This is a genomic window from Pseudomonas sp. GW821-FHT10C09 (assembly GCF_059415465.1).
The window spans coordinates 87883-108568 of the sequence record NZ_JBWKNG010000003.1 but is presented as its reverse complement, the minus strand read 5'-3'; the positions used below and the strand labels follow the sequence as shown (position 1 = coordinate 108568).

The 20686-nt window shown below is 59.7% G+C and carries 16 protein-coding genes; 5 read left to right on the top strand and 11 right to left on the bottom strand.

Annotated features, from left to right (window positions below; translation table 11 throughout):
- Positions 1–45: 45 nt before the first annotated feature.
- The 4 genes from AC07N8_RS03520 to ppsA form a co-directional block, all read right to left on the bottom strand.
- Positions 46–1041: a zinc transporter ZntB gene (locus AC07N8_RS03520; protein ID WP_493142176.1), complete on the bottom strand. Its 996-nt coding sequence runs from the start codon at positions 1039–1041 to the stop codon at positions 46–48.
- Between the two features lie 24 nt (positions 1042–1065).
- The gene (rraA, locus tag AC07N8_RS03515; protein ID WP_027922555.1) at positions 1066–1557 is read right to left on the bottom strand and encodes a ribonuclease E activity regulator RraA; all 492 of its coding nucleotides are present in this window, start codon (positions 1555–1557) and stop codon (positions 1066–1068) included.
- 121 nt (positions 1558–1678) lie between these two features.
- A complete protein-coding gene (locus AC07N8_RS03510; RefSeq protein WP_483840280.1) occupies positions 1679–2668 on the bottom strand; it encodes an alpha/beta fold hydrolase in 990 nt (329 codons plus the stop codon).
- A 91-nt stretch (positions 2669–2759) separates the two neighbouring features.
- The gene (ppsA, locus tag AC07N8_RS03505) at positions 2760–5135 is read right to left on the bottom strand and encodes a phosphoenolpyruvate synthase (RefSeq protein WP_493142179.1); all 2376 of its coding nucleotides are present in this window, start codon (positions 5133–5135) and stop codon (positions 2760–2762) included.
- Between the two features lie 174 nt (positions 5136–5309).
- Here ppsA and ppsR point away from each other — a divergent pair, with 174 nt between their 5' ends.
- Positions 5310–6128, top strand: a complete 819-nt coding sequence (gene ppsR / locus AC07N8_RS03500) for a posphoenolpyruvate synthetase regulatory kinase/phosphorylase PpsR (protein ID WP_483840281.1) — start codon at positions 5310–5312, stop codon at positions 6126–6128.
- A gap of 123 nt (positions 6129–6251) precedes the next feature.
- Here ppsR and AC07N8_RS03495 read toward each other — a convergent pair whose 3' ends face one another.
- On the bottom strand, positions 6252–7661 hold the full coding sequence (locus tag AC07N8_RS03495) for an aminotransferase-like domain-containing protein (RefSeq protein WP_493142181.1): 1410 nt from the start codon (positions 7659–7661) through the stop codon (positions 6252–6254).
- Between the two features lie 136 nt (positions 7662–7797).
- On the opposite strand from AC07N8_RS03495, the gene AC07N8_RS03490 reads away from it, so the two are divergent.
- A complete protein-coding gene (locus tag AC07N8_RS03490; protein WP_493142271.1) occupies positions 7798–8706 on the top strand; it encodes a DMT family transporter in 909 nt (302 codons plus the stop codon).
- Here AC07N8_RS03490 and prpD read toward each other — a convergent pair.
- From prpD to AC07N8_RS03460, 6 genes are all read right to left on the bottom strand, one after another.
- Positions 8675–10159 carry a 2-methylcitrate dehydratase gene (prpD, locus tag AC07N8_RS03485; protein WP_493142182.1) on the bottom strand — a complete coding sequence of 495 codons (1485 nt, stop codon included), beginning with the start codon at positions 10157–10159 and terminating at the stop codon, positions 8675–8677. The two genes, AC07N8_RS03490 and prpD, sit on opposite strands and share 32 nt — an antisense overlap.
- Before the next feature lie 205 nt (positions 10160–10364).
- Positions 10365–11555, bottom strand: coding sequence for a 2-methylaconitate cis-trans isomerase PrpF (gene prpF, locus AC07N8_RS03480; protein ID WP_493142184.1), 1191 nt, complete (start codon positions 11553–11555; stop codon positions 10365–10367).
- A gap of 66 nt (positions 11556–11621) precedes the next feature.
- Positions 11622–14216, bottom strand: a complete 2595-nt coding sequence (gene acnD, locus AC07N8_RS03475; RefSeq protein ID WP_493142186.1) for a Fe/S-dependent 2-methylisocitrate dehydratase AcnD — start codon at positions 14214–14216, stop codon at positions 11622–11624.
- Positions 14217–14420: 204 nt separating this feature from the next.
- Complete coding sequence (prpC, locus tag AC07N8_RS03470) at positions 14421–15548, bottom strand: bifunctional 2-methylcitrate synthase/citrate synthase (RefSeq protein ID WP_493142188.1); 1128 nt, start codon at positions 15546–15548, stop codon at positions 14421–14423.
- A 42-nt stretch (positions 15549–15590) separates the two neighbouring features.
- On the bottom strand, positions 15591–16481 hold the full coding sequence (prpB, locus tag AC07N8_RS03465) for a methylisocitrate lyase (protein WP_483840287.1): 891 nt from the start codon (positions 16479–16481) through the stop codon (positions 15591–15593).
- Positions 16478–17194: a GntR family transcriptional regulator gene (locus tag AC07N8_RS03460; RefSeq protein WP_483840327.1), complete on the bottom strand. Its 717-nt coding sequence runs from the start codon at positions 17192–17194 to the stop codon at positions 16478–16480. Before AC07N8_RS03460 ends, prpB begins: the two co-directional genes overlap by 4 nt.
- A 302-nt stretch (positions 17195–17496) precedes the next feature.
- On the opposite strand from AC07N8_RS03460, the gene rloA reads away from it, so the two are divergent.
- From rloA to AC07N8_RS03445, 3 genes are read left to right on the top strand one after another with little or no spacing between them, the layout of a single operon-like run.
- Positions 17497–18033 carry a retropepsin-like aspartic peptidase RloA gene (rloA, locus tag AC07N8_RS03455; RefSeq protein ID WP_483840288.1) on the top strand — a complete coding sequence of 179 codons (537 nt, stop codon included), beginning with the start codon at positions 17497–17499 and terminating at the stop codon, positions 18031–18033.
- 5 nt (positions 18034–18038) lie between these two features.
- Positions 18039–19574, top strand: a complete 1536-nt coding sequence (rloB, locus tag AC07N8_RS03450) for an osmotic stress tolerance membrane protein RloB (RefSeq protein WP_483840289.1) — start codon at positions 18039–18041, stop codon at positions 19572–19574.
- Positions 19574–20560 (top strand): alpha-L-glutamate ligase-like protein, encoded by a 987-nt coding sequence (locus AC07N8_RS03445; RefSeq protein WP_483840290.1) that lies wholly within the window; start codon positions 19574–19576, stop codon positions 20558–20560. Before rloB ends, AC07N8_RS03445 begins: the two co-directional genes overlap by 1 nt.
- Positions 20561–20686: the final 126 nt, after the last annotated feature.

Sequence of the window (20686 nt, the reverse complement as noted above, 5' to 3'; positions counted from 1 at the left end):
CTGTGAAAGACGCGATCAAATTTGCCCGGGTCACATGACGCATGCTCACACCCAACGCAAACGTCGAAATAACCACCACTGCCCGAGCGCCACCGAGACCATCATCAGGCACGCAATCAGGAAGCCATACGGGCTCGCCGAGAATGGAATACCACCGACGTTGATCCCCAAAAGACCGGTCAGGAAACTCATCGGTAAAAAGATCCCGGTGATGATCCCGAAGCGGTACATCGTGCGGTTCATTCGCACGCTCAAACGTCTGTCTTCAGCCTCGAGGACCAGCCCCACCCGCTCCCGGGTCAATTCCAGCTCCTCAAGGTAGCGGGTCAGGCTGTTGTTCAATTCGTTCCAGTAATCGCCATCGTCTTCGACAAACCACGGCAGCTTTATACGCGTCAGTTGCCCGAAAATATCCCGCTGAGGTGCAAGGAAACGTTTCAGAGCTGCCGCCCTGCGACGGATCTGCAATATCGCGCCGTGTTCGGGCGTATACCGTTCGTCGGCATCCAGTTTTTCTTCTTCCTCATCGACCACTTCCGAGAGGCAACTGACCAGGTCCTGCACTTTATTGGTGAGGTACTGCGCCATATACAGGACGAGCTCGGACGCTGTTTTTGGTCCTTTACCTTCGGCGAGTTGCACCAACAATTCATCGGTGGCGCGCAATGGACGCAAACGCAGGGAAATAACACGCTTGGCCGAGGCAAAAATCCGTACCGAGACCATATCTTCCGGCTCTGCGCCGGGATTCAAATTGACCCCACGCAAAAATAGCAGCAGTTCGCTGTCCGAAAGCTGTAGAAGACGCGGTCGGGTATTTTCTTCAAGCAGGAGGTCACAGCTGAATTCACTCAGACCGCTGGTTTTACGCAGCCAGGTCTGGGTTTGCGGATGACTGCGATCCCAATGCAGCCACAGGCTCTCATGAGCCTGAAGCTGCAAGTCATCGAGTTCAGTCCGGGCTATCGAACGCGCACTGCCTTTACCGTCCAGCACCAGGGCATGCACCAGGCCCCACTGCGCGTTTTCTTCCTCGAACATCCGCATCCCTTTGTTGGTTTCTGTTTATTCAGGCATTTTCAGCGGGCTTGGCGAGATGATCACGCCGTTGTTGTCCGCATAAATGTAATGGCCGGGATGGAACGTCACGCCGGCAAAGGTCACCGCTACGTTGAGATCGCCGATGCCGCGCTTGTCGGTTTTCATCGGGTGGCTGGCCAGGGCCTGAACACCCAGGTCGGTTTGTGCAATGACGTCGACGTCACGGATGCAACCGTAGATCACCAGCCCTTCCCAACCGTTCTTCGCGGCTTTCTCGGCGATCATGTCGCCCAGCAGCGCACGACGCAGGGAACCGCCACCGTCGACCACCAACACCTTGCCATTGCCCTTGAGCTCGGCTTGTTCCTTGACCAGCGAGTTGTCTTCGAAGCACTTGATGGTCACGATTTCGCCGCCGAAGGAATCACGGCCACCGAAATTGCTGAACATCGGTTCCAGCACCTGCACCAGCTCCGGATAGGCGTCGCACAGGTCAGGCGTGAGGTAATGATTCATCGAGAAACTCCTGTAAAGAGGAAGACAATCGAGGGTGTCGAAACGTGACCAAAACTGCTCAATGCGTCATATCTTAGCCGCAAGCCGATCAGAGCGAAATGCCCTTGTTAGAGCATCAGGCTCAAACTGCCGTCGCCAGATCCGGCTTGTCGCCCATCAAGGGCGTCTGTTGATCAACCAACCACCGCGCCACCAGCGGCCAGACCTCGGCTTGAGCGGCTTTGCTGACCAGCATTTCAACGTGACCAAAATTATCGCCAAAGCCCTGCTCAGGTCCCAGGTTGATGAATTGCTTGTGCTCGGAACCGATCTGCTCGAACAGTTTGCGACAGGCCCACGCCGGGTCTTGATGATCGCCGACTGCGCTCACGGCCAGCACTGGCATCGCAACGTTGGCCAATCCGGCCCACCAGTCTTTGTCGGCATCGCCAAAACGCCCGAACAGTCCGTACCAGCGCATGCTTTCCAGGGCCAGGCCAATCGGCTCGTCCTCCGGGCCGCGCTTGAGTCGTGATCCCGACAGTTGCGCAAAGCGCTTGAGAATAAAGCGCCCGCTCCACTCCACCGGGGGAATCTTCAACGGCCAATAGGTACGGCTGACTTGCGTGCCAAAAAACGCCGCCGACGCCACCACAGGCTCACCGATGTACTCACCACCCAATGCCGCCGCCAGCGTAATCCCGCCCAGCGAATGACCGATCCAGTGCGGGACCTGGCCACTTTGCTCACGCACGAACGCGCCAATGGCCGGCAGATCGTAACGCGCGTAGTCGGCGACACGGTTCTTGCGGTAGTTCTGGTTACGCTGGGACAGGCCGTGACCGCGCATTTCGGGAATCCATACATCGAATCCCAGACGCGTCAGATAAGCACCCAACCCCAACCCTTTCGGGGAAAACCAGAAGCGCCGATTGGAGAAGCTGCCGTGCAACAGGATCACCGGCACGCCACGTACCGCCGGCTCATCGGCCATGCCCAGCCGGGTAACGGCCAGCTCGACGCTGATGTCGGGACTGTTTGCCGGCTTCAAACGGTAAACATCTTCGCTCAAATCACCACGCCGTTCGGCGCTGATCAGGGCGACAGGAAATAGGTTGCTGCTGCTTTGCATAATGCTCTTGCACAAAAAAGGGCGGCATCCAGAGGAGCCCGCCCTACTCAAATCGTAAAGCCCCGGCCACTTGACCGGGGCTTCATTCACATCACGCCTGCGCCTGACCTTCAGCCAGGAAGAACCAGGTTTCCAGTACGGAGTCCGGGTTCAACGAAACGCTTTCAATGCCCTGCTCCATCAGCCACTTGGCCAGATCAGGGTGGTCCGAAGGACCCTGACCGCAAATGCCGATGTACTTGCCAGCCTTGTTGCACGCGGCAATGGCGTTCGCCAGCAGCTTCTTGACCGCCGGATTACGCTCGTCGAACAGGTGCGCAATGATCCCGGAGTCACGGTCCAGGCCCAGCGTCAGCTGAGTCAGGTCGTTGGAGCCGATCGAGAAGCCGTCGAAGAATTCGAGGAACTCTTCAGCGAGGATCGCGTTGGATGGCAGTTCGCACATCATGATGATGCGCAGACCGTTTTCGCCGCGAGCCAGACCGTTTTCGGCCAGCAGATCGATCACCTGGCTGGCTTCGCCCAAGGTACGGACGAACGGCACCATGATTTCGACGTTGGTCAGGCCCATCTCGTTGCGCACGCGCTTGAGGGCACGGCACTCGAGTTCGAAGCAGTCACGGAACGATTCGCTGATGTAACGCGAGGCGCCACGGAAGCCCAGCATCGGGTTTTCTTCTTCCGGCTCGTAGAGCTTGCCGCCGATCAGGTTCGCGTATTCGTTGGACTTGAAGTCCGACAGACGCACGATGACCTTTTTCGGGGTGAACGCTGCAGCCAGGGTGCTGATGCCTTCGACCAGTTTGTCGACGTAGAAATCGACCGGATCGTTGTAACCGGCGATGCGCTTGTCGACGCTGTCCTTGATGTCCTGCGGCAGACCGTCGTAGTTCAACAGCGCTTTGGGGTGAACCCCGATCATGCGGTTGATGATGAATTCCAGACGGGCCAGACCCACACCAGCGTTCGGCAGTTGCGCGAAGTCGAAGGCGCGGTCCGGGTTGCCAACGTTCATCATGATCTTGAACGGCAGGTCCGGCATGGCGTCGACGGAGTTTTTCTTGATGTCGAAGCCCAGTTCACCTTCAAAGATGTAACCGGTGTCGCCTTCAGCGCAGGAAACGGTCACGCCCTGGCCGTCTTTCAACAGCTGGGTGGCGTTGCCGCAACCGACCACGGCCGGGATGCCCAGCTCGCGAGCGATGATCGCCGCGTGACAGGTACGACCGCCACGGTTGGTGACGATGGCGCTGGCGCGCTTCATGACCGGTTCCCAGTCCGGGTCGGTCATGTCGGAAACCAGCACGTCGCCCGGCTGGACTTTGTCCATCTCGGACACGTCCTTGATGATGCGGACCTTGCCGGCGCCGATGCGCTGGCCGATGGCGCGACCTTCAACCAGCACGGTGCCGGTTTCTTTCAACAGGTAACGTTCCATGACGTTGGCCTGGGTGCGGCTCTTCACGGTTTCAGGACGGGCCTGAACGATGTAGAGCTTGCCGTCGTCACCGTCTTTGGCCCATTCGATGTCCATCGGGCACTGGTAGTGCTTCTCGATGATCATCGCTTGCTTGGCCAGTTCGCTGACTTCGGCATCGCTCAGGCAGAAACGTGCGCGATCAGCCTTGTCAACGTCGATGGTCTTGACCGATTTACCGGCCGTGGCGACTTCGCCGTAGATCATCTTGATGGCTTTGCTGCCCAGGTTGCGACGCAGGATGGCTGGGCGACCGGCGGCCAGCGTGCCTTTGTGGACGTAGAACTCATCCGGGTTCACCGCGCCTTGTACGACGGTTTCACCCAGGCCGTAGGCGCCGGTGATGAACACCACGTCACGGAAACCCGATTCGGTATCAAGGGTGAACATCACGCCGGCGGTGCCGGTTTCGGAGCGGACCATGCGTTGAACGCCAGCCGACAGGGCCACCAGCTTGTGGTCGAAGCCCTGGTGCACGCGGTAGGAAATCGCACGGTCGTTGAACAGCGAAGCGAACACCTCTTTGGCGGCGCGAATGACGTTTTCGACACCACGGATGTTCAGGAAGGTTTCCTGCTGACCGGCGAAGGAAGCGTCCGGCAAGTCTTCGGCGGTAGCGGAAGAACGCACGGCCACGGCCATGTCAGTGTTGCCGGCTGACAGCGTGGCGAACGCGGTGCGGATTTCGGCGTTGAGCTTCTCGGGGAACTCGGCTTCCATGATCCATTGACGGATCTGGGCGCCAGTGCGGGCCAGGGCGTTGACATCGTCGACATCCAGGGCATCGAGGGCGGCGTGGATCTGATCGTTCAAGCCGCTCAGTTCCAGAAAATCACGATAAGCCTGAGCTGTCGTGGCGAATCCACCGGGCACCGAAACACCGGCACCTGCCAGGTTACTGATCATCTCGCCCAGGGATGCGTTCTTGCCCCCCACATGCTCAACATCGTGTTTGCCGAGCTTATCGAGGGAAACTACGTACTCTACCAAGGTGATCTCTCCACTAACTGTGTTGGAAAAGCTCAGGAGCCGGCTGCTCGGGGGAGCGTTTGCCAGCTGTATGGCCTGGACCTGGAAAATAAGTGAGAATGCGGGCCACTGGCGGCCAACAAATCGCGCCTATCATATCCAAGATTCGTCTTTAGCTTAAGGCCCAAGGTGCAAATGAAACGATCTGCTTTCTTTATTTCCGACGGCACGGGCATCACTGCCGAAACTCTGGGTCAAAGCCTCCTGGCGCAGTTCGAAAACATTACCTTCAGCAAATTCACGCGACCGTATATCGACAACGTGGATAAAGCGCGGGCCATGGTACAACAAATCAACAAAGCCGCCGAAAATGACGGCTTCCGGCCGATTATTTTCGACACGATCGTCAATCAGGACATTCGTGAGATCCTCGCTACCTCCAATGGTTTCATGATCGATATTTTCTCGACCTTCCTGGCACCGCTTGAGCAGGAATTGACCGAGCATTCTTCCTACACCGTCGGCAAGTCCCACTCCATTGGCGCCAACACCAATTACATGGAACGCATCGAGGCGGTGAACTTCGCCCTCGACAACGACGACGGGGCCCGCACCCACTACTACGACAAGGCCGATCTGATCCTGGTCGGCGTGTCGCGTTGCGGCAAAACCCCGACCTGCCTGTACATGGCCATGCAATTCGGCATCCGCGCGGCCAACTACCCGCTGACCGAAGACGACATGGAACGCCTGACCCTGCCCAGCGCCCTGCGCGCCCACCAGCACAAGCTGTTTGGCCTGACCATCGACCCGGACCGCCTCACCGCGATCCGCAACGAGCGCAAGCCCAACAGCCGTTATTCGAGCTATGCCCAGTGCGAGTTTGAAGTGCGCGAGGTGGAGAATCTGTTCCGTCGCGAGAACATCCCGCACATCAACTCCACGCATTTCTCGGTGGAAGAGATTTCGGCGAAGATTCTTGTTGAGAAAGGTGTGGAACGGCGGTTCAAGTAATTCTGCGGCGTCTGTCCGGCCGCCTTCGCGAGCAGGCTCGCTCCCACAGTGAATCTTCAGTGAACACAAAGTTTGTGTACGACGAAAATCCCCTGTGGGAGCGAGCCTGCTCGCGAAGAACGATCACACGGTCTCGGCTAGAGCCCCGGCCAGCGCTTCAAACCCGCGCAGCAACAACCGATCATCCCCCGCCGAATTGCACACACTCGCCCGAATGAACTGCGGCACCGCCCCATGCCCCACCGCAAACGCCTCCGCCGTCGCCACCAGGTAATTTTTCTCCTTGAGCTCCGCCGCAATCTGCGACGCCCGCCACGGCTCGGGCACCTCGATCCAGAAGTGCGGGCTGTGGGAATGAGTCTTGTACACCAACCCATCCAGCAACCCCGCGACCAATGATTTACGTCGACTGATCTCGACAATCTGTTGCCCCGACAACTGCTCGGCAACACCGTTTTCGATCCACTGAGTCGCCACTTCCAACGTGAGCGGGCTGGCCATCCAGCATGTCCCCCGCACCGCCGCGCTCAAGCGTCCGATCAACGGTAGCGGCGCGTGCAGATAACCGACGCGCAAACCGGCCGAAACGGCCTTGCTCAAGCTGCCAATCAACACCGAGCGCTCCGGAGCAAAATGGCTCAGGGGCAGCGGTCGCTGCTGTGCCAAAACCGCGTGGGCTTCGTCCTCAAAAATCAGCAGATTGTGCTGTCGACAAACCTCCGCAATCGCTTCGCGCCGTGGGACGGACATCACCGCCGCCGTAGGATTCTGGATCGTCGGCGTGCAATACAACGCCGACACGCGATGGCTGCGGCAAACATCCTCCAGTGCATCCGGCATCAGCCCTTCATCATCCATCGCGACACCGATCAACTTGATGCCGAGCATGCGCGCAACGCTGATCAAACCCGGATAGGTCAGGTGCTCCGTGACCACGGTATCGCCCGCCTTCAGCAACGCCATCAAGGCACACAACAGACCGTGTTGACCGCCGTTGACGCAGACGATCTGCTCGGCATTCGGCTCAAATGCCTGGTGCCGCAACCAGTGCGCGCCGGCTGCTCGATGGCGCGGCAAACCGGCGTCGGCGGTGTAGCCACTGAGGTGCCGCAACGCCTGTGGATCAAGGGCCAGCGTTTGCAGGCTCTTACTCAGAAGCAGCGCCTCCTGCCCTGGAATCGGCTGGTTGCGGCTCATGTCAAAAAACACCTGCGGCGCTTCGCTGACATTGCGAAACCCACCGTCACGCGCACGTTCCATTCCGCGCTGACGCACATAGGTGCCATCTCCTACACGAGCGACGACCAGGCCCACGCGTTCAAGCTCGCCATACGCACGACTGATGGTGCCGATGGTCACGCCCAGGCTGTCCGCCAACAATCGATGAGGCGGCAACTTGCTGCCGGGCTCGATCACCCCTTCGGCGATGGCTTTTTCCACGGCATCCGCCAGGCGCTTGTACTTCACGCCCAGCCCGTTGGCGAGGCCATCGCGCAGGATTGACACCATGGCAATACTTGCTTTGACAGTCATTGCATCCCCGAATAGCGTGCTTGAAACAGGTGCAATCAGGGATAGACCTTTTGCGGTTGCAGGTCAATTCCGACGATAAGGGAGCCGAGTCATGTCCATCGCCATCAGTGCCACTTCAAGCGTTCGAAAACCCTGGCTGACCGCGCTGGTCACCAGCGTACTGTTCCTGATCGTGTGCCTGAGCTGGGGCACGACATGGCTGGGCATCAAGATTGCCATCGAAACCGTGCCGCCGCTGACGGCTGCCGGTTTGCGCTTTCTGATCGCGTTTCCGTTGTTCCTCGGCTTCGCCCTGATCCGGCGTGAACCGCTGTTGTTTCCCAAGGAAAGCCGATGGTTTTTCGTGTTCGTCACGCTGTCGTATTTCAGCCTGCCGTATTACTTGCTCAACTACGGCGAGATGCACGTTTCGTCCGGGCTGACAGCACTGCTGTTCAGCTGTATGCCGGTGTTCATCCTGTTGTTTTCCGCGCTGTTTCTGCGCGAGAAAATCTACCCGTCGCAAGTGCTCGGCATCGCCATCGGCTTTGGCAGTCTGTTCATGATTATCCGCAGCCAAGGCCTGCACCTGGACCATGCGGAATTGTTCGGGGTATTGGCGATTCTCTGCGCGGCGGTGATGCATGCGTTGTGTTACGTGGTGACCAAAAAACACGGCACCGCGATCAGCGTGATTACCTACAACACCCTGCCCATCGGCATCGCCGGGCTGATGTTGTTTCTCGCCGGTTTGCAGATTGAAACGCCCGTGTTCACCGCCATCAGCGCGCGGTCGTGGAGTGCCTTGCTCTATCTGGGACTGGTCGCGTCGGTGGGCGGATTCATCGTTTATTTCCTGTTGCTCAAACGCCTGAGCCCGATCATTTTGTCCTTCGTTTTCATCATCTTTCCGGTGTTCGCCGTGATCATCGGCGCCTGGTACGAGGGGCAACCCTTGTCCCAGGAACTGATGATGTATTCGGCGATTTTGCTGACCGGATTTGCGATCACCAAATTGCCATTGGAAAAGTGGCTCAAAGCACGAACAAATCCACGAAGCGATTGACCGGCGTGGCTTCCAGGGCCGCCTGATCCGTGCACAACGCAACAATCTGCGCACTGCGCTGGGCGGTAAAGCGCGTGGCCAGGTTGGCCTTGAATTTCTCTTCCAGCAGCGGGATACCGTCGGCGCGACGACGGCGATGGCCGATCGGGTATTCGACCACCACGTTCTCGGTGCTGGAGCCGTCCTTGAAGAACACTTGCACCGCATTGGCGATGGAGCGTTTGTCGGCTTCGAGGTATTCGCGAGTGAAGCGCGGGTCTTCGACGATGACCATTTTCTCGCGCAGCACATCGATGATCGGATGTGCTGCGTGGAAGTCGTCTTCGTAGTGCTCGGCTACCAGATTGCCAAATGCCAGCGGCACGCCAGTCATGTACTGGAGGCAGTGATCGCGGTCCGCCGCATTGGCCAGTGGACCGACTTTGGAAATGATGCGGATCGCCGACTCGTGGGTGGTGATAACGATGCGGTCGATTTCATGCAGCCGATTACGAACGTGCGGGTGCAATGTCACGGCTGCTTCGCAGGCGGTTTGCGCATGAAACTCTGCCGGAAAACTGATTTTGAACAGCACGTTTTCCATCACGTAACTGCCGTACGGACGCGAGAAACTGAAGGCCCGTTTGCCTTCGGGCTTGAGCGCCAGATCGTTGTTGGTGTGGCTGAACAACACATCGTAAAAGCCCCACTGTTTGGCCGTCAGCACACCGGGAATGCCCATCTCGCCACGCATGGCGATATCGGCCAATCGCACGCCGCGACTGGTCGCATCGCCGGCCGCCCAGGATTTGCGCGAACCGGCATTTGGCGCATGCCGATACGTGCGCAGCGCCTGGCCGTCGGCGAACGCGTGGGACAACGCCGACAACATTTGTTCGCGGCTGGCGCCCATGAGTTTGGCGGTGACGGCGGTCGAGGCCACTTTCACCAGGATGACGTGATCGAGGCCGACGCGATTGAAGGAATTTTCCAGGGCGATCACGCCTTGAATTTCGTGGGCCATGATCATCGCTTCGAGCACCGCGCGTACGGTCAGCGGTGCCGCGCCATTGGCCAGGTGTTTTTGCGAGAGGTGATCGGCCACCGCGAGAATGGCGCCAAGGTTATCCGACGGATGCCCCCACTCGGCGGCGAGCCAGGTGTCGTTGTAATCGAGCCAGCGCACGATGCAGCCGATGTCCCACGCAGCTTTGACCGGATCGAGGCGATAGCTGGTCCCGGGCACGCGGGCACCGAACGGCACGACGGTGCCTTCGACGATGGGGCCCAGGTGTTTGGTGCATTCGGGAAAGCGCAGCGCCAACAGACCGCAGCCCAACGTGTCGATCAGGCAGTTGCGGGCGGTGTCGAGGGCTTCGGCGGATTGGATTTTGAAGGTGAGGACGTAGTCGGCAATGTCCTGCAGGACACGGTCGTACTCGGGGCGAATGTTCTGGTCGACGTTGGCACTCATGTTCGATTCACTCTTGAAGTGGTTCGTTGATGGGACCTCGGTTCAGGTTTTTATCTCGACGGTTTACTGCTTTCTTATTCTGGAAATGGAGATCAACTGTGGGAGCGAGCCTGCTCGCGAAAGCGGTGGATCAGTCGACATCAATGTTGAATGTCAGTCCGTCTTCGCGAGCACGCTCGCTCCCACAGGGTTTTGCGTGGATCAGTTAGAACGAATCACCCGGCACGCGAACGTAACCTTCCATCAACACCCGCGCACTGCGGCTCATGATGGCTTTGTTCACGGTCCATTCACCGTCGACCAGGCTGGCTTCCGCACCCACGCGCAGCGTGCCGGACGGATGACCGAAACGTACTGCATTGCGTTCGATACCGCCCGCCGCGAGGTTCACCAGCGTACCGGTAATCGCCGCTGCCGTGCCGATAGCCACCGCCGCCGTACCCATCATCGCGTGGTGCAATTTGCCCATCGACAACGCACGCACCAGCAAGTCGACATCGCCCGCCGCAATGGCCTTGCCGCTGGACGACACGTAGTCCGCCGGTTTGGCGACGAAGGCTACCTTTGGGGTGTGTTGACGCTTGGCCGCTTCGTCGATATTCGAAATCAGGCCCATGCGCAATGCGCCGTAAGCACGGATGGTTTCGAACATCAGCAACGCTTTCGGGTCGCTGTTGATCGCGCCCTGCAACTCGGTGCCGGTGTAACCGATGTCTTCGGCATTGACGAAAATCGTCGGGATGCCGGCATTGATCATGGTCGCCTTGAAGGTGCCGACGCCGGGTACTTCGAGGTCATCCACCAGGTTGCCGGTAGGGAACATCGAACCACCGCCGCCCTCCTCTTCCGCCGCCGGGTCCATGAATTCGACCTGCACTTCGGCAGCCGGGAAGGTCACGCCATCGAGTTCGAAATCACCGGTTTCCTGTACTTCACCGTTGGTGATCGGCACATGGGCGATGATGGTCTTGCCGATGTTGGCCTGCCACACACGAACCACCGCCACGCCGTTGTGCGGGATGCGGCTGGCGTCGACCAGACCGTTGCTGATCGCGAAGGAACCGACCGCCGCCGACAGGTTGCCGCAGTTGCCGCTCCAGTCCACGAAAGGCTTGTCGATGGACACCTGACCGAACAGGTAATCGACATCGTGATCGGCCTTGAGGCTTTTCGACAGGATTACGGTTTTGCTGGTGCTGGAGGTTGCACCGCCCATGCCGTCGATTTGCTTGTCGTACGGGTCGGGGCTGCCGATCACGCGCAGCAACAAAGCGTCGCGGGCCGGGCCAGGAATTTGTGCCGTTTCAGGCAAGTCTTTGAGGCTGAAAAACACGCCTTTGCTGGTGCCGCCACGCATGTAGGTGGCAGGGATTTTGATCTGAGCTGCGTGAGCCATGTGCTCGTTACTCCTTACCTTGAAAACAGACACGGGACTTGAAGTCCCGTGTCTGTACAGCGTGTGTTAGACGGCGACTGCCGACTCTTCGAGGAAGTCCTGGGCAAAGCGTTGCAACACGCCGCCGGCTTCGTAGATCGACACTTCTTCGGCGGTGTCGAGGCGGCACATCACCGGCACATCGAGGCGTTCGCCGTTCTTGCGATGGATCACCAGCGTCAGCTCGGCGCGTGGTGTGCGCTCGCCGATCACGTCGTAGGTTTCGCTGCCGTCGATGGCCAGGGTGTGACGGTTGGTGCCGGCCTTGAACTCCAGCGGCAACACGCCCATGCCCACCAGGTTGGTGCGGTGAATGCGCTCGAAACCTTCGGCGGCAATCGCTTCCACACCCGCCAGACGCACGCCCTTCGCGGCCCAGTCGCGGGACGAACCCTGACCGTAGTCGGCGCCGGCAATGATGATCAGCGGCTGTTTGCGTTCCATGTAGGTTTCGATGGCTTCCCACATGCGCATGACCTGGCCTTCCGGCTCGACACGCGCCAGCGAACCCTGCTTGACCTTGCCGTTTTCCAGAACCATTTCGTTGAACAGTTTCGGGTTGGCGAAGGTCGCGCGCTGCGCGGTCAGGTGGTCACCACGGTGAGTCGCGTAAGAGTTGAAGTCCTCTTCCGGCAGGCCCATTTTCGCCAGGTATTCACCGGCGGCGCTGTCGAGCATGATCGCGTTCGATGGCGACAGGTGATCGGTGGTGATGTTGTCCGGCAGCACCGCCAACGGGCGCATGCCCTTGAGCGGACGTGCGCCGGCCAGCGCGCCTTCCCAGTACGGCGGACGGCGGATGTAGGTGCTCATCTCGCGCCAGTCGTACAGCGGCGCCACTTTCGGGCCGGTGTCTTCGTGGATGGCGAACATCGGGATGTAGACCTGGCGGAACTGCTCCGGCTTCACCGAAGCCTTGACCACGGCGTCGATTTCTTCGTCGCTCGGCCAGATGTCCTTCAGGCGGATTTCCTTGCCATCGACCACGGCCAGCACATCCTTTTCGATGTCGAAACGGATGGTCCCGGCGATGGCGTAAGCGACTACCAGTGGCGGCGAAGCGAGGAACGCTTGCTTGGCGTACGGGTGAATCCGGCCGTCGAAGTTGCGGTTACCGGACAGCACGGCAGTGGCGTACAGGTCACGATCGATGATCTCTTGCTGGATCACCGGGTCCAGTGCACCGGACATGCCGTTGCAAGTGGTGCAGGCGAAGGCGACGACGCCGAAACCGAGCTGCTCCAGTTCGTCGGTCAGGCCGGCTTCATCCAGGTACAGCGCGACGGTTTTCGAACCCGGTGCCAGGGACGATTTGACCCATGGCTTGCGGGTCAGGCCGAGCTTGTTGGCGTTGCGCGCCAGCAGGCCGGCAGCGATCACGTTGCGCGGGTTGCTGGTGTTGGTGCAGCTGGTGATGGCGGCGATGATCACGGCGCCGTCCGGCATTTGGCCAGGCACGTCATCCCACTGGCCGGAGATGCCTTTGGCAGCCAGATCGGAAACCGCTACACGGGCGTGCGGGTTGCTCGGGCCAGCCATGTTGCGCACCACAGTGGACAGGTCGAAGGTCAAGCCGCGCTCGTATTGCGCGCCCTTCAGGCTGTCGGCCCACAGGCCGGTGGTCTTGGCGTAGTGCTCGACCAACTGCACCTGATCGTCTTCACGGCCGGTGAGCTTGAGGTAGTCGATGGTCTGCTGGTCGATGTAGAACATCGCGGCAGTAGCGCCGTATTCCGGAGCCATGTTGGAGATGGTTGCGCGGTCGCCGAGGGTCAGCGCGGCGGCGCCTTCACCGAAGAACTCCAGCCATGCGCCCACGACTTTTTGCTTGCGCAGGAATTCGGTCAACGCCAGCACCATGTCGGTGGCGGTGATGCCCGGCTGCAGCTTGCCAGTCAGTTCGACGCCGACGCTTTCTGGCAGGCGCATCCAGGAAGCACGACCGAGCATGACGCTCTCGGCTTCGAGACCACCGACGCCGATGGCGATCACGCCCAGCGCATCAACGTGCGGGGTGTGGCTGTCGGTGCCGACGCAGGTGTCGGGGAACGCCACGCCGTCACGTACCTGGATCACCGGAGACATTTTCTCCAGGTTGATCTGGTGCATGATGCCGTTGCCTGGCGGGATCACGTCGACGTTCTTGAACGCCTTCTTGGTCCAGTTGATGAAGTGGAAACGGTCTTCGTTGCGGCGGTCTTCGATGGCGCGGTTCTTCTCGAACGCCTCCGGATCAAAACCACCGCGCTCGACGGCGAGGGAGTGGTCGACGATCAATTGTGTCGGCACCACCGGGTTCACTTGCGCAGGATCGCCGCCTTGCAGGGCGATGGCGTCACGCAGGCCGGCGAGGTCGACCAGTGCGGTCTGGCCGAGGATGTCGTGGCACACCACGCGGGCCGGGAACCACGGGAAATCGAGGTCGCGCTTGCGTTCGATAAATTGCTTCAGGGATTCGGTGAGCGTGGCCGGGTCGCAGCGACGCACAAGGTTTTCCGCCAGCACGCGGGAGGTGTACGGCAGGGTGTCGTAGGCGCCAGGTTGAATGGCTTCGACAGCCGCACGGACGTCGAAGTAATCCAGATGGCTGCCGGGCAGCTGTTTGCGAAATTCTGTGTTCATCGTCAGGACTCGGGTCACGGTAAATACAAAGGGTGGGGCCTGGCGCCAGGCCTGAAATTCACACGGTCCATTGTGGGAGCGAGCCTGCTCGCGAAAGCGGTGTATCAGTCGACATTTGTTTTGAATGTCAGTCCGTCTTCGCGAGCAGGCTCGCTCCCACAGGGTTCCCGGTTCCTTCAGTTAACGGCCTCAGGCCCCCACCATTCAGCGTTGTTCGATTGGCACGAACTTGCGCTGTTCAACGCCGGTGTACTCGGCGCTCGGGCGGATGATGCGGTTGTTGGCGCGTTGTTCGAACACGTGAGCGGCCCAGCCGGTCAGGCGCGAGCAGACGAAAATCGGTGTGAACAACTTGGTCGGGATGCCCATGAAGTGGTACGCCGAGGCATGGTAGAAGTCGGCGTTCGGGAACAGTTTCTTTTGCTCCCACATGGTCTTGTCGATGGCTTCGGACACCGGGAACAACACCTTGTCGCCCACTTCGTCAGCGAGTTTTTTCGACCAGCCCTTGATCACTTCATTGCGCGGATCGTTGTCTTTGTAGATCGCGTGACCGAAGCCCATGATCTTGTCTTTGCGCTCGAGCATGCCGAGGGTGCCTTCGATCGCCGCTTGCGGCGAGCTGAAGCGCTCGATCATTTCCATTGCCGCTTCGTTGGCGCCGCCGTGCAGTGGACCGCGCAGCGAACCGATGGCAGCGGTGATGCAGGAGAACAGATCCGACAGCGTGGAGGCGCACACACGGGCGGTGAAGGTCGACGCGTTGAACTCGTGTTCTGCGTAGAGGATCAGCGAAACGTTCATCACCTTGACGTGCAACTCGCTCGGCTTCTCGCCGTGCAGCAGGTGCAGGAAATGACCGCCGATGGTCGGCTCGTCAGTCACGCAGTTGATGCGCTTGCCGTCGTGGCTGAAGCGATACCAGTAGGTCATGATCGCCGGGAATGCGGCCAGCAGGCGGTCGGTTTTGTCATGTTGCTCGGAGAAGTTGTTCTCCGGTTCCAGGTTGCCCAGGAACGAGCAGCCGGTACGCATCACGTCCATCGGGTGGGCGTCGGCAGGGATGCGCTCCAGTACTTCTTTCAATGCTTGTGGCAGGTCACGCAGCTTGCTCAGCTTGCTGACGTAGGCGTCCAGTTGCGCTTTGCTCGGCAGTTCGCCGTACAGCAGCAGGTAGGCAACTTCTTCGAACTGCGCGTCAGCCGCCAGTTCGCGAACGTCGTAGCCACGATAGGTCAGGCCAGCGCCCGATTGACCCACGGTTGACAGTGCGGTTTGCCCGGCAACCTGACCACGGAGCCCGGCGCCACTGAGTACTTTTGCTTCGGCCATTGCTGTCTCCAGTTTCTTGAATTTGTTAGGGAGTAAATCGACTTACTTCTTCGCGGCGAACAACGCATCGAGCTTCTGCTCGAAGGTGTGGTAGTCGATGCGATCGTAAAGCTCCATGCGGGTCTGCATGGTGTCGATGACATTCGCCTGCGTGCCGTCGCGGCGGATGGCGGTGTAGACGTTTTCCGCGGCTTTGTTCATCGCGCGGAAAGCCGACAGCGGGTACAGCACCAACGATACATCGGCACCGGCGAGTTGCTCGGTGGTGTACAGCGGCGTTGCGCCGAATTCGGTGATGTTGGCCAGGATCGGCGCTTTCACACGGTTGGCGAACAGCTTGTACATGTCCAGTTCGGTGATGGCTTCCGGGAAGATCATGTCGGCGCCGGCCTCGATGCACGCAGCCGCGCGATCCAGGGCAGATTCCAGACCTTCGACCGCCAGGGCGTCGGTACGCGCCATGATCACGAAGCTGTCATCGGTACGCGCATCCACCGCGGCTTTAATGCGGTCGACCATTTCCTGCAGCGAAACGATTTCTTTGTTCGGACGGTGGCCGCAACGCTTGGCGCCGACCTGGTCTTCGATGTGAACGGCGGCAGCGCCGAACTTGATCATCGATTTCACGGTACGGGCGACGTTGAACGCCGAGGAACCGAAACCGGTGTCCACGTCCACCAGCAGCGGCAGGTCGCAGACGTCGGTGATGCGACGTACGTCGGTCAGCACGTCATCCAGGCCAGTGATGCCCAGATCCGGCACGCCGAGGGAGCCCGCGGCCACACCGCCACCGGACAGGTAAATCGCCTTGAAACCGGCGCGCTTGGCCAACAACGCGTGGTTGGCGTTGATCGCGCCGACCACTTGCAATGGATGCTCGCTGGCGACCGCATCGCGGAAACGCTGGCCTGGAGTGCTCTTGTTCAAACTCATGACTCACCTCGTTTGGCTGTCGGGTTAGCGCCGTCCTGGTAATGACGGGCGATATTGCGTTTGGAGGCGCCGATGTGGCGGCGCATCAACAACTCGGCCAGCTCACCGTCACGGTCGGCGATGGCATCGAGAATTCTGTGGTGCTCGGCAAATGCCTGGTGCGGGCGATTGGGTACGGTGGAAAACTGGATGCGGTACATGCGCACCAGTTGATACAGCTCGCCACAGAGCATTTGAGTCAGCGTGCGGTTGCCGCTGCCCTGGATAATCCGGTAGTGGAAGTCGAAATCGCCTTCCTGCTGGTAGTAGCCTCGCCCGGCCTGAAACGCTTCGTCACGCTCATGGGTTTCGAGGACGCGGCGCAGTTCGTCGATTTCTTCGAGGGTCATGCGCTCGGCGGCCAGGCGGCAAGCCATGCCTTCAAGGGATTCACGGATCTCGTAGAGTTCCAGCAACTCGGCATGATTGAGCGAAACCACCCGTGCCCCGACATGCGGCACACGCACCAGCAGGCGCTGGCCTTCGAGGCGGTGGATCGCCTCGCGCAGCGGCCCGCGGCTGATGCCGTAGGTGCGCGCCAGCTCTGGCTCGGAGATCTTGCTGCCCGGGGCGATCTCGCCCTTGACGATGGCCGCCTGAATACGCCGGAAGACGTTTTCGGAAAGTGTCTCCGAATCGTCTTGGGTAATGAGCGGGGGATCCAGTTGATCCAACATATTGTCGACACCTTGAAAGCTGATGCCGCAAAAACTAGCGAAAACAGGCGGCACAGTCAAAGGATAATTCGATATTGTCGACAATCGTCTAATAACCCGCCGCACCATAACAAAGCAGCACAGTGGTTTATAGCCGCCTGCCAGCGCTGGCGCCAGCAAACCACCGTGCTAGAATGCCGCCCGCATTTGTTTGTGACATCTGCACTGTTTGTCACAAACAGGTGATAGGCATACGAGGGAGCTTGCGCAGCAATGCCAGGGCCTTGAATCGACGTACGGACCGCTGCGCGCCAGGATTTATGAGACTCAAGCCCTTCCCGACATTCCTTTATCTACTGTGTCTGCCCGGTTTTGCCGCGGCGGGGGAAAAGACGGTGTACGGCCTCAACGAGTACGCCTCCCTGGACGGCATCGACCTTGAAGTCGCGGCCAAACTCGACACCGGGGCGAAGACCGCCTCACTGAGTGCCCGCGACATCAAACGCTTCAAACGCAATGGCGAGTCCTGGGTGCGCTTTTACCTGGCTATCGACACCGCCCATTCGCACCCGATCGAACGGCCACTGGCCCGAGTCAGCAAGATCAAGCGCCGGGCCGGTGACTACGATCCGGATGAAGGCAAGAAGTACACGGCCCGTCCGGTGATCGAGCTCGACATCTGCATGGGTTCGGCATTACGCAGCATCGAAGTGAACCTGACCGACCGCAGCGCCTTCCAATACCCGCTGTTGATTGGCTCCGAAGCGCTCAAGCGCTTCGACGCGCTGGTCGACCCCAGTCTTAAATACGCCGCTGGCAAACCCGCCTGCGCCACCGACGTACATACCGCAGAGTAATTCCAATGCGCTCTCTTACCCTCCATCTGAAATTGCTGATCGCCATCCTGGTGGTGCTGGGCATTTCAGTTACGGCCTATCAGATCTTCGTGCTCGGCATTCCCGTGACCGAAGACGCCACCGACGACTTGTGGAACATCGACGCCAAGGTCGAGTTCGTCGCCAGTGCCAAGGACCCGGTCAAGATCCAGATGTTCGTGCCGCCCCTGAGCCGCGACTTCGTCAGCCTCAACGAGAGCTTCATTTCCAATAACTACGGCGTGGCGGTGAACCGGGTCGACGGCAATCGCAAGGTCACCTGGTCGGCGCGTCGGGCCAAGGGCAATCAGACCCTTTATTACCGCCTGGTGCTGACCAAGCGTTACTCCGGCGAAAAATCCAAGGTCAAAGGCCCGACCTTCCGCGACAGCATCGCTGTCGAAGGCGCGGAAAAAGTCGCCGCCGAAGCCCTGCTCGCGCCGATCCGCCAGCACTCGGCCGACGTCGAAACCTTCGTCGGCGAAGCGATCAAGCGAGTCAACAACCTCAGCGACGACAATGTGAAACTGCTGCTGGGCGGCGACCCGTCCACTGCGAACAAAGCCAGGATCGTCGAGCTGGTCTTGTCCATCGCCCACGTCCCGGTGGAAAAGGTCCACACCATTCGTCTGGTGGCCGACCAGCCGCAACTGCCTGAACTGTGGTTGCGCAGCTTCAATGGCACTGACTGGCTGTACTTCAACCCGGAAACCGGTGAGCAAGGCCTGCCGACCGACCGCCTGCTGTGGTGGACCGGCGACGAAAACCTGATCACCGTCGATGGCGGCAAAAAAGCCAACGTGACCTTCAGCCTGAACAACAGCGAAATGAACGCCATTCGCCTGGCCAAGCTGACCGACGAAAACACCGACGCCAACTTCCTCGAATACTCGCTGTACGGCTTGCCGCTGCAAACCCAGCAGACCTTCATGATCATGGTGATGATCCCGATTGGCGTGCTGGTGATCCTGATCCTGCGCAACCTGATCGGCATCCAGACCCTCGGCACCTTTACCCCGGTGCTGATCGCCCTCGCCTTCCGCGAAACCCAGCTCGGCTTCGGCATCGTGCTGTTTACGATCATCACGGCGCTGGGGCTGTCGCTGCGTTCCTACCTTGAACACCTGAAGCTGCAAATGCTGCCGAGGCTGTCGGTGGTGCTGACCTTCGTGGTGGTGCTGATCGCGGCCATCAGCCTGTTCAGCCATAAACTCGGCCTGGAACGCGGGTTGTCGGTGGCGCTGTTCCCGATGGTGATTTTGACCATGACCATCGAACGCCTGTCGATTACCTGGGAAGAACGCGGTTCGGGACATGCCATGAAAGTGGCGATCGGTACCCTGTTCGCGGCGTCCCTGGCGCACTTGATCATGACCGTGCCGGAACTGGTGTACTTCGTGTTCACGTTCCCGGCGATCCTGTTGATCCTGGTGGGCTTCATGCTGGCAATGGGTCGTTATCGCGGCTACCGCCTGACCGAACTGGTGCGATTCAAGGCGTTCCTGAAGAAGGCTGACGCCTGATGTTCGGTTTCTGGAAGACCTGGAAGGCCCTGGAAGCCCGGGGCATCATGGGCATCAACCGGCGTAACGCCGACTACGTGCTCAAGTACAACAAGCGCAGCCTGTACCCGATTGTCGATGACAAGATCATCACCAAGGAGCGCGCCATTGCCGCCGGCATTCACGTGCCGGAACTGTATGGCGTGATTTCCACCGAGAAGGAAATCGACAACCTCGATTCGATCATCGGCGGCCGCACCGATTTCGTGATCAAACCGGCCCAGGGCGCGGGCGGCGACGGCATCATTGTGGTCGCCGACCGTTTCGAGGGCCGCTATCGCACGGTGTCGGGCAAAATCCTCGCCCACGAAGAGCTTGAGCACCACATCTCCAGCATTCTCACCGGCCTGTATTCCCTGGGCGGCCACCGCGACCGCGCGCTGATCGAATACCGGGTGATCCCGGACCAGATCTTCAAGAGCATCAGCTACGAAGGCGTGCCGGACATTCGCATCATCGTGCTGATGGGCTACCCGGTGATGGCCATGCTGCGCCTGCCGACCCGGCAATCCGGCGGCAAGGCCAACCTGCACCAGGGCGCCATCGGCGTCGGTGTCGACCTCGCGACCGGGGAAACATTGCGTGGCACCTGGCTGAACAACATCATCACCAAACACCCGGACACCACCAACGCCGTCGATGGCGTGCAACTGCCCTACTGGGATGGCTTCATGAAACTCGCGGCCGGCTGTTATGAGCTGTGCGGGTTGGGTTACATCGGCGTGGATATGGTGCTGGACCAGGAAAAAGGCCCGTTGATCCTTGAGCTCAATGCCCGGCCGGGGTTGAACATCCAGATTGCCAACGATTGTGGGCTGACGTTGCGTACGCATGCGGTTGAAGCGCGACTGGAAGAATTGAAGGCTCGCGGAGTTACCGAGACGGTGAAAGAGCGAGTGGAGTTTGTTCAGGAGATGTTTGGGCATATTCCGGCGATTGAGGGCTGATCAGAGACCGAGTCGCCCCTTTCGCGAGCAGGCTCGCTCCCACACTGGGTCTATGTCGCACCGAAGATCCCCTGTAGGAGCGAGCCTGCTCGCGAAGACTGACTGCCAGCCACTACAGCCCCCAAC

Bases quoted from the DNA above. Each gene is read 5' to 3' on its own strand.
- AC07N8_RS03495 (WP_493142181.1), bottom strand. From the start codon at position 7,661: ATGACTGTCAAAGCAAGTATTGCCATGGTGTCAATCCTGCGCGATGGC.
- rraA (WP_027922555.1), bottom strand. From the start codon at position 1,557: ATGAATCATTACCTCACGCCTGACCTGTGCGACGCCTATCCGGAGCTG.
- AC07N8_RS03510 (WP_483840280.1), bottom strand. From the start codon at position 2,668: ATGCAAAGCAGCAGCAACCTATTTCCTGTCGCCCTGATCAGCGCCGAA.
- prpD (WP_493142182.1), bottom strand. From the start codon at position 10,159: ATGAGTGCCAACGTCGACCAGAACATTCGCCCCGAGTACGACCGTGTC.
- prpC (WP_493142188.1), bottom strand. From the start codon at position 15,548: ATGGCCGAAGCAAAAGTACTCAGTGGCGCCGGGCTCCGTGGTCAGGTT.
- prpF (WP_493142184.1), bottom strand. From the start codon at position 11,555: ATGGCTCACGCAGCTCAGATCAAAATCCCTGCCACCTACATGCGTGGC.
- prpB (WP_483840287.1), bottom strand. From the start codon at position 16,481: ATGAGTTTGAACAAGAGCACTCCAGGCCAGCGTTTCCGCGATGCGGTC.
- ppsR (WP_483840281.1), top strand. From the start codon at position 5,310: ATGAAACGATCTGCTTTCTTTATTTCCGACGGCACGGGCATCACTGCC.
- AC07N8_RS03445 (WP_483840290.1), top strand. From the start codon at position 19,574: ATGTTCGGTTTCTGGAAGACCTGGAAGGCCCTGGAAGCCCGGGGCATC.
- acnD (WP_493142186.1), bottom strand. From the start codon at position 14,216: ATGAACACAGAATTTCGCAAACAGCTGCCCGGCAGCCATCTGGATTAC.
- rloB (WP_483840289.1), top strand. From the start codon at position 18,039: ATGCGCTCTCTTACCCTCCATCTGAAATTGCTGATCGCCATCCTGGTG.
- AC07N8_RS03520 (WP_493142176.1), bottom strand. From the start codon at position 1,041: ATGTTCGAGGAAGAAAACGCGCAGTGGGGCCTGGTGCATGCCCTGGTG.
- rloA (WP_483840288.1), top strand. From the start codon at position 17,497: ATGAGACTCAAGCCCTTCCCGACATTCCTTTATCTACTGTGTCTGCCC.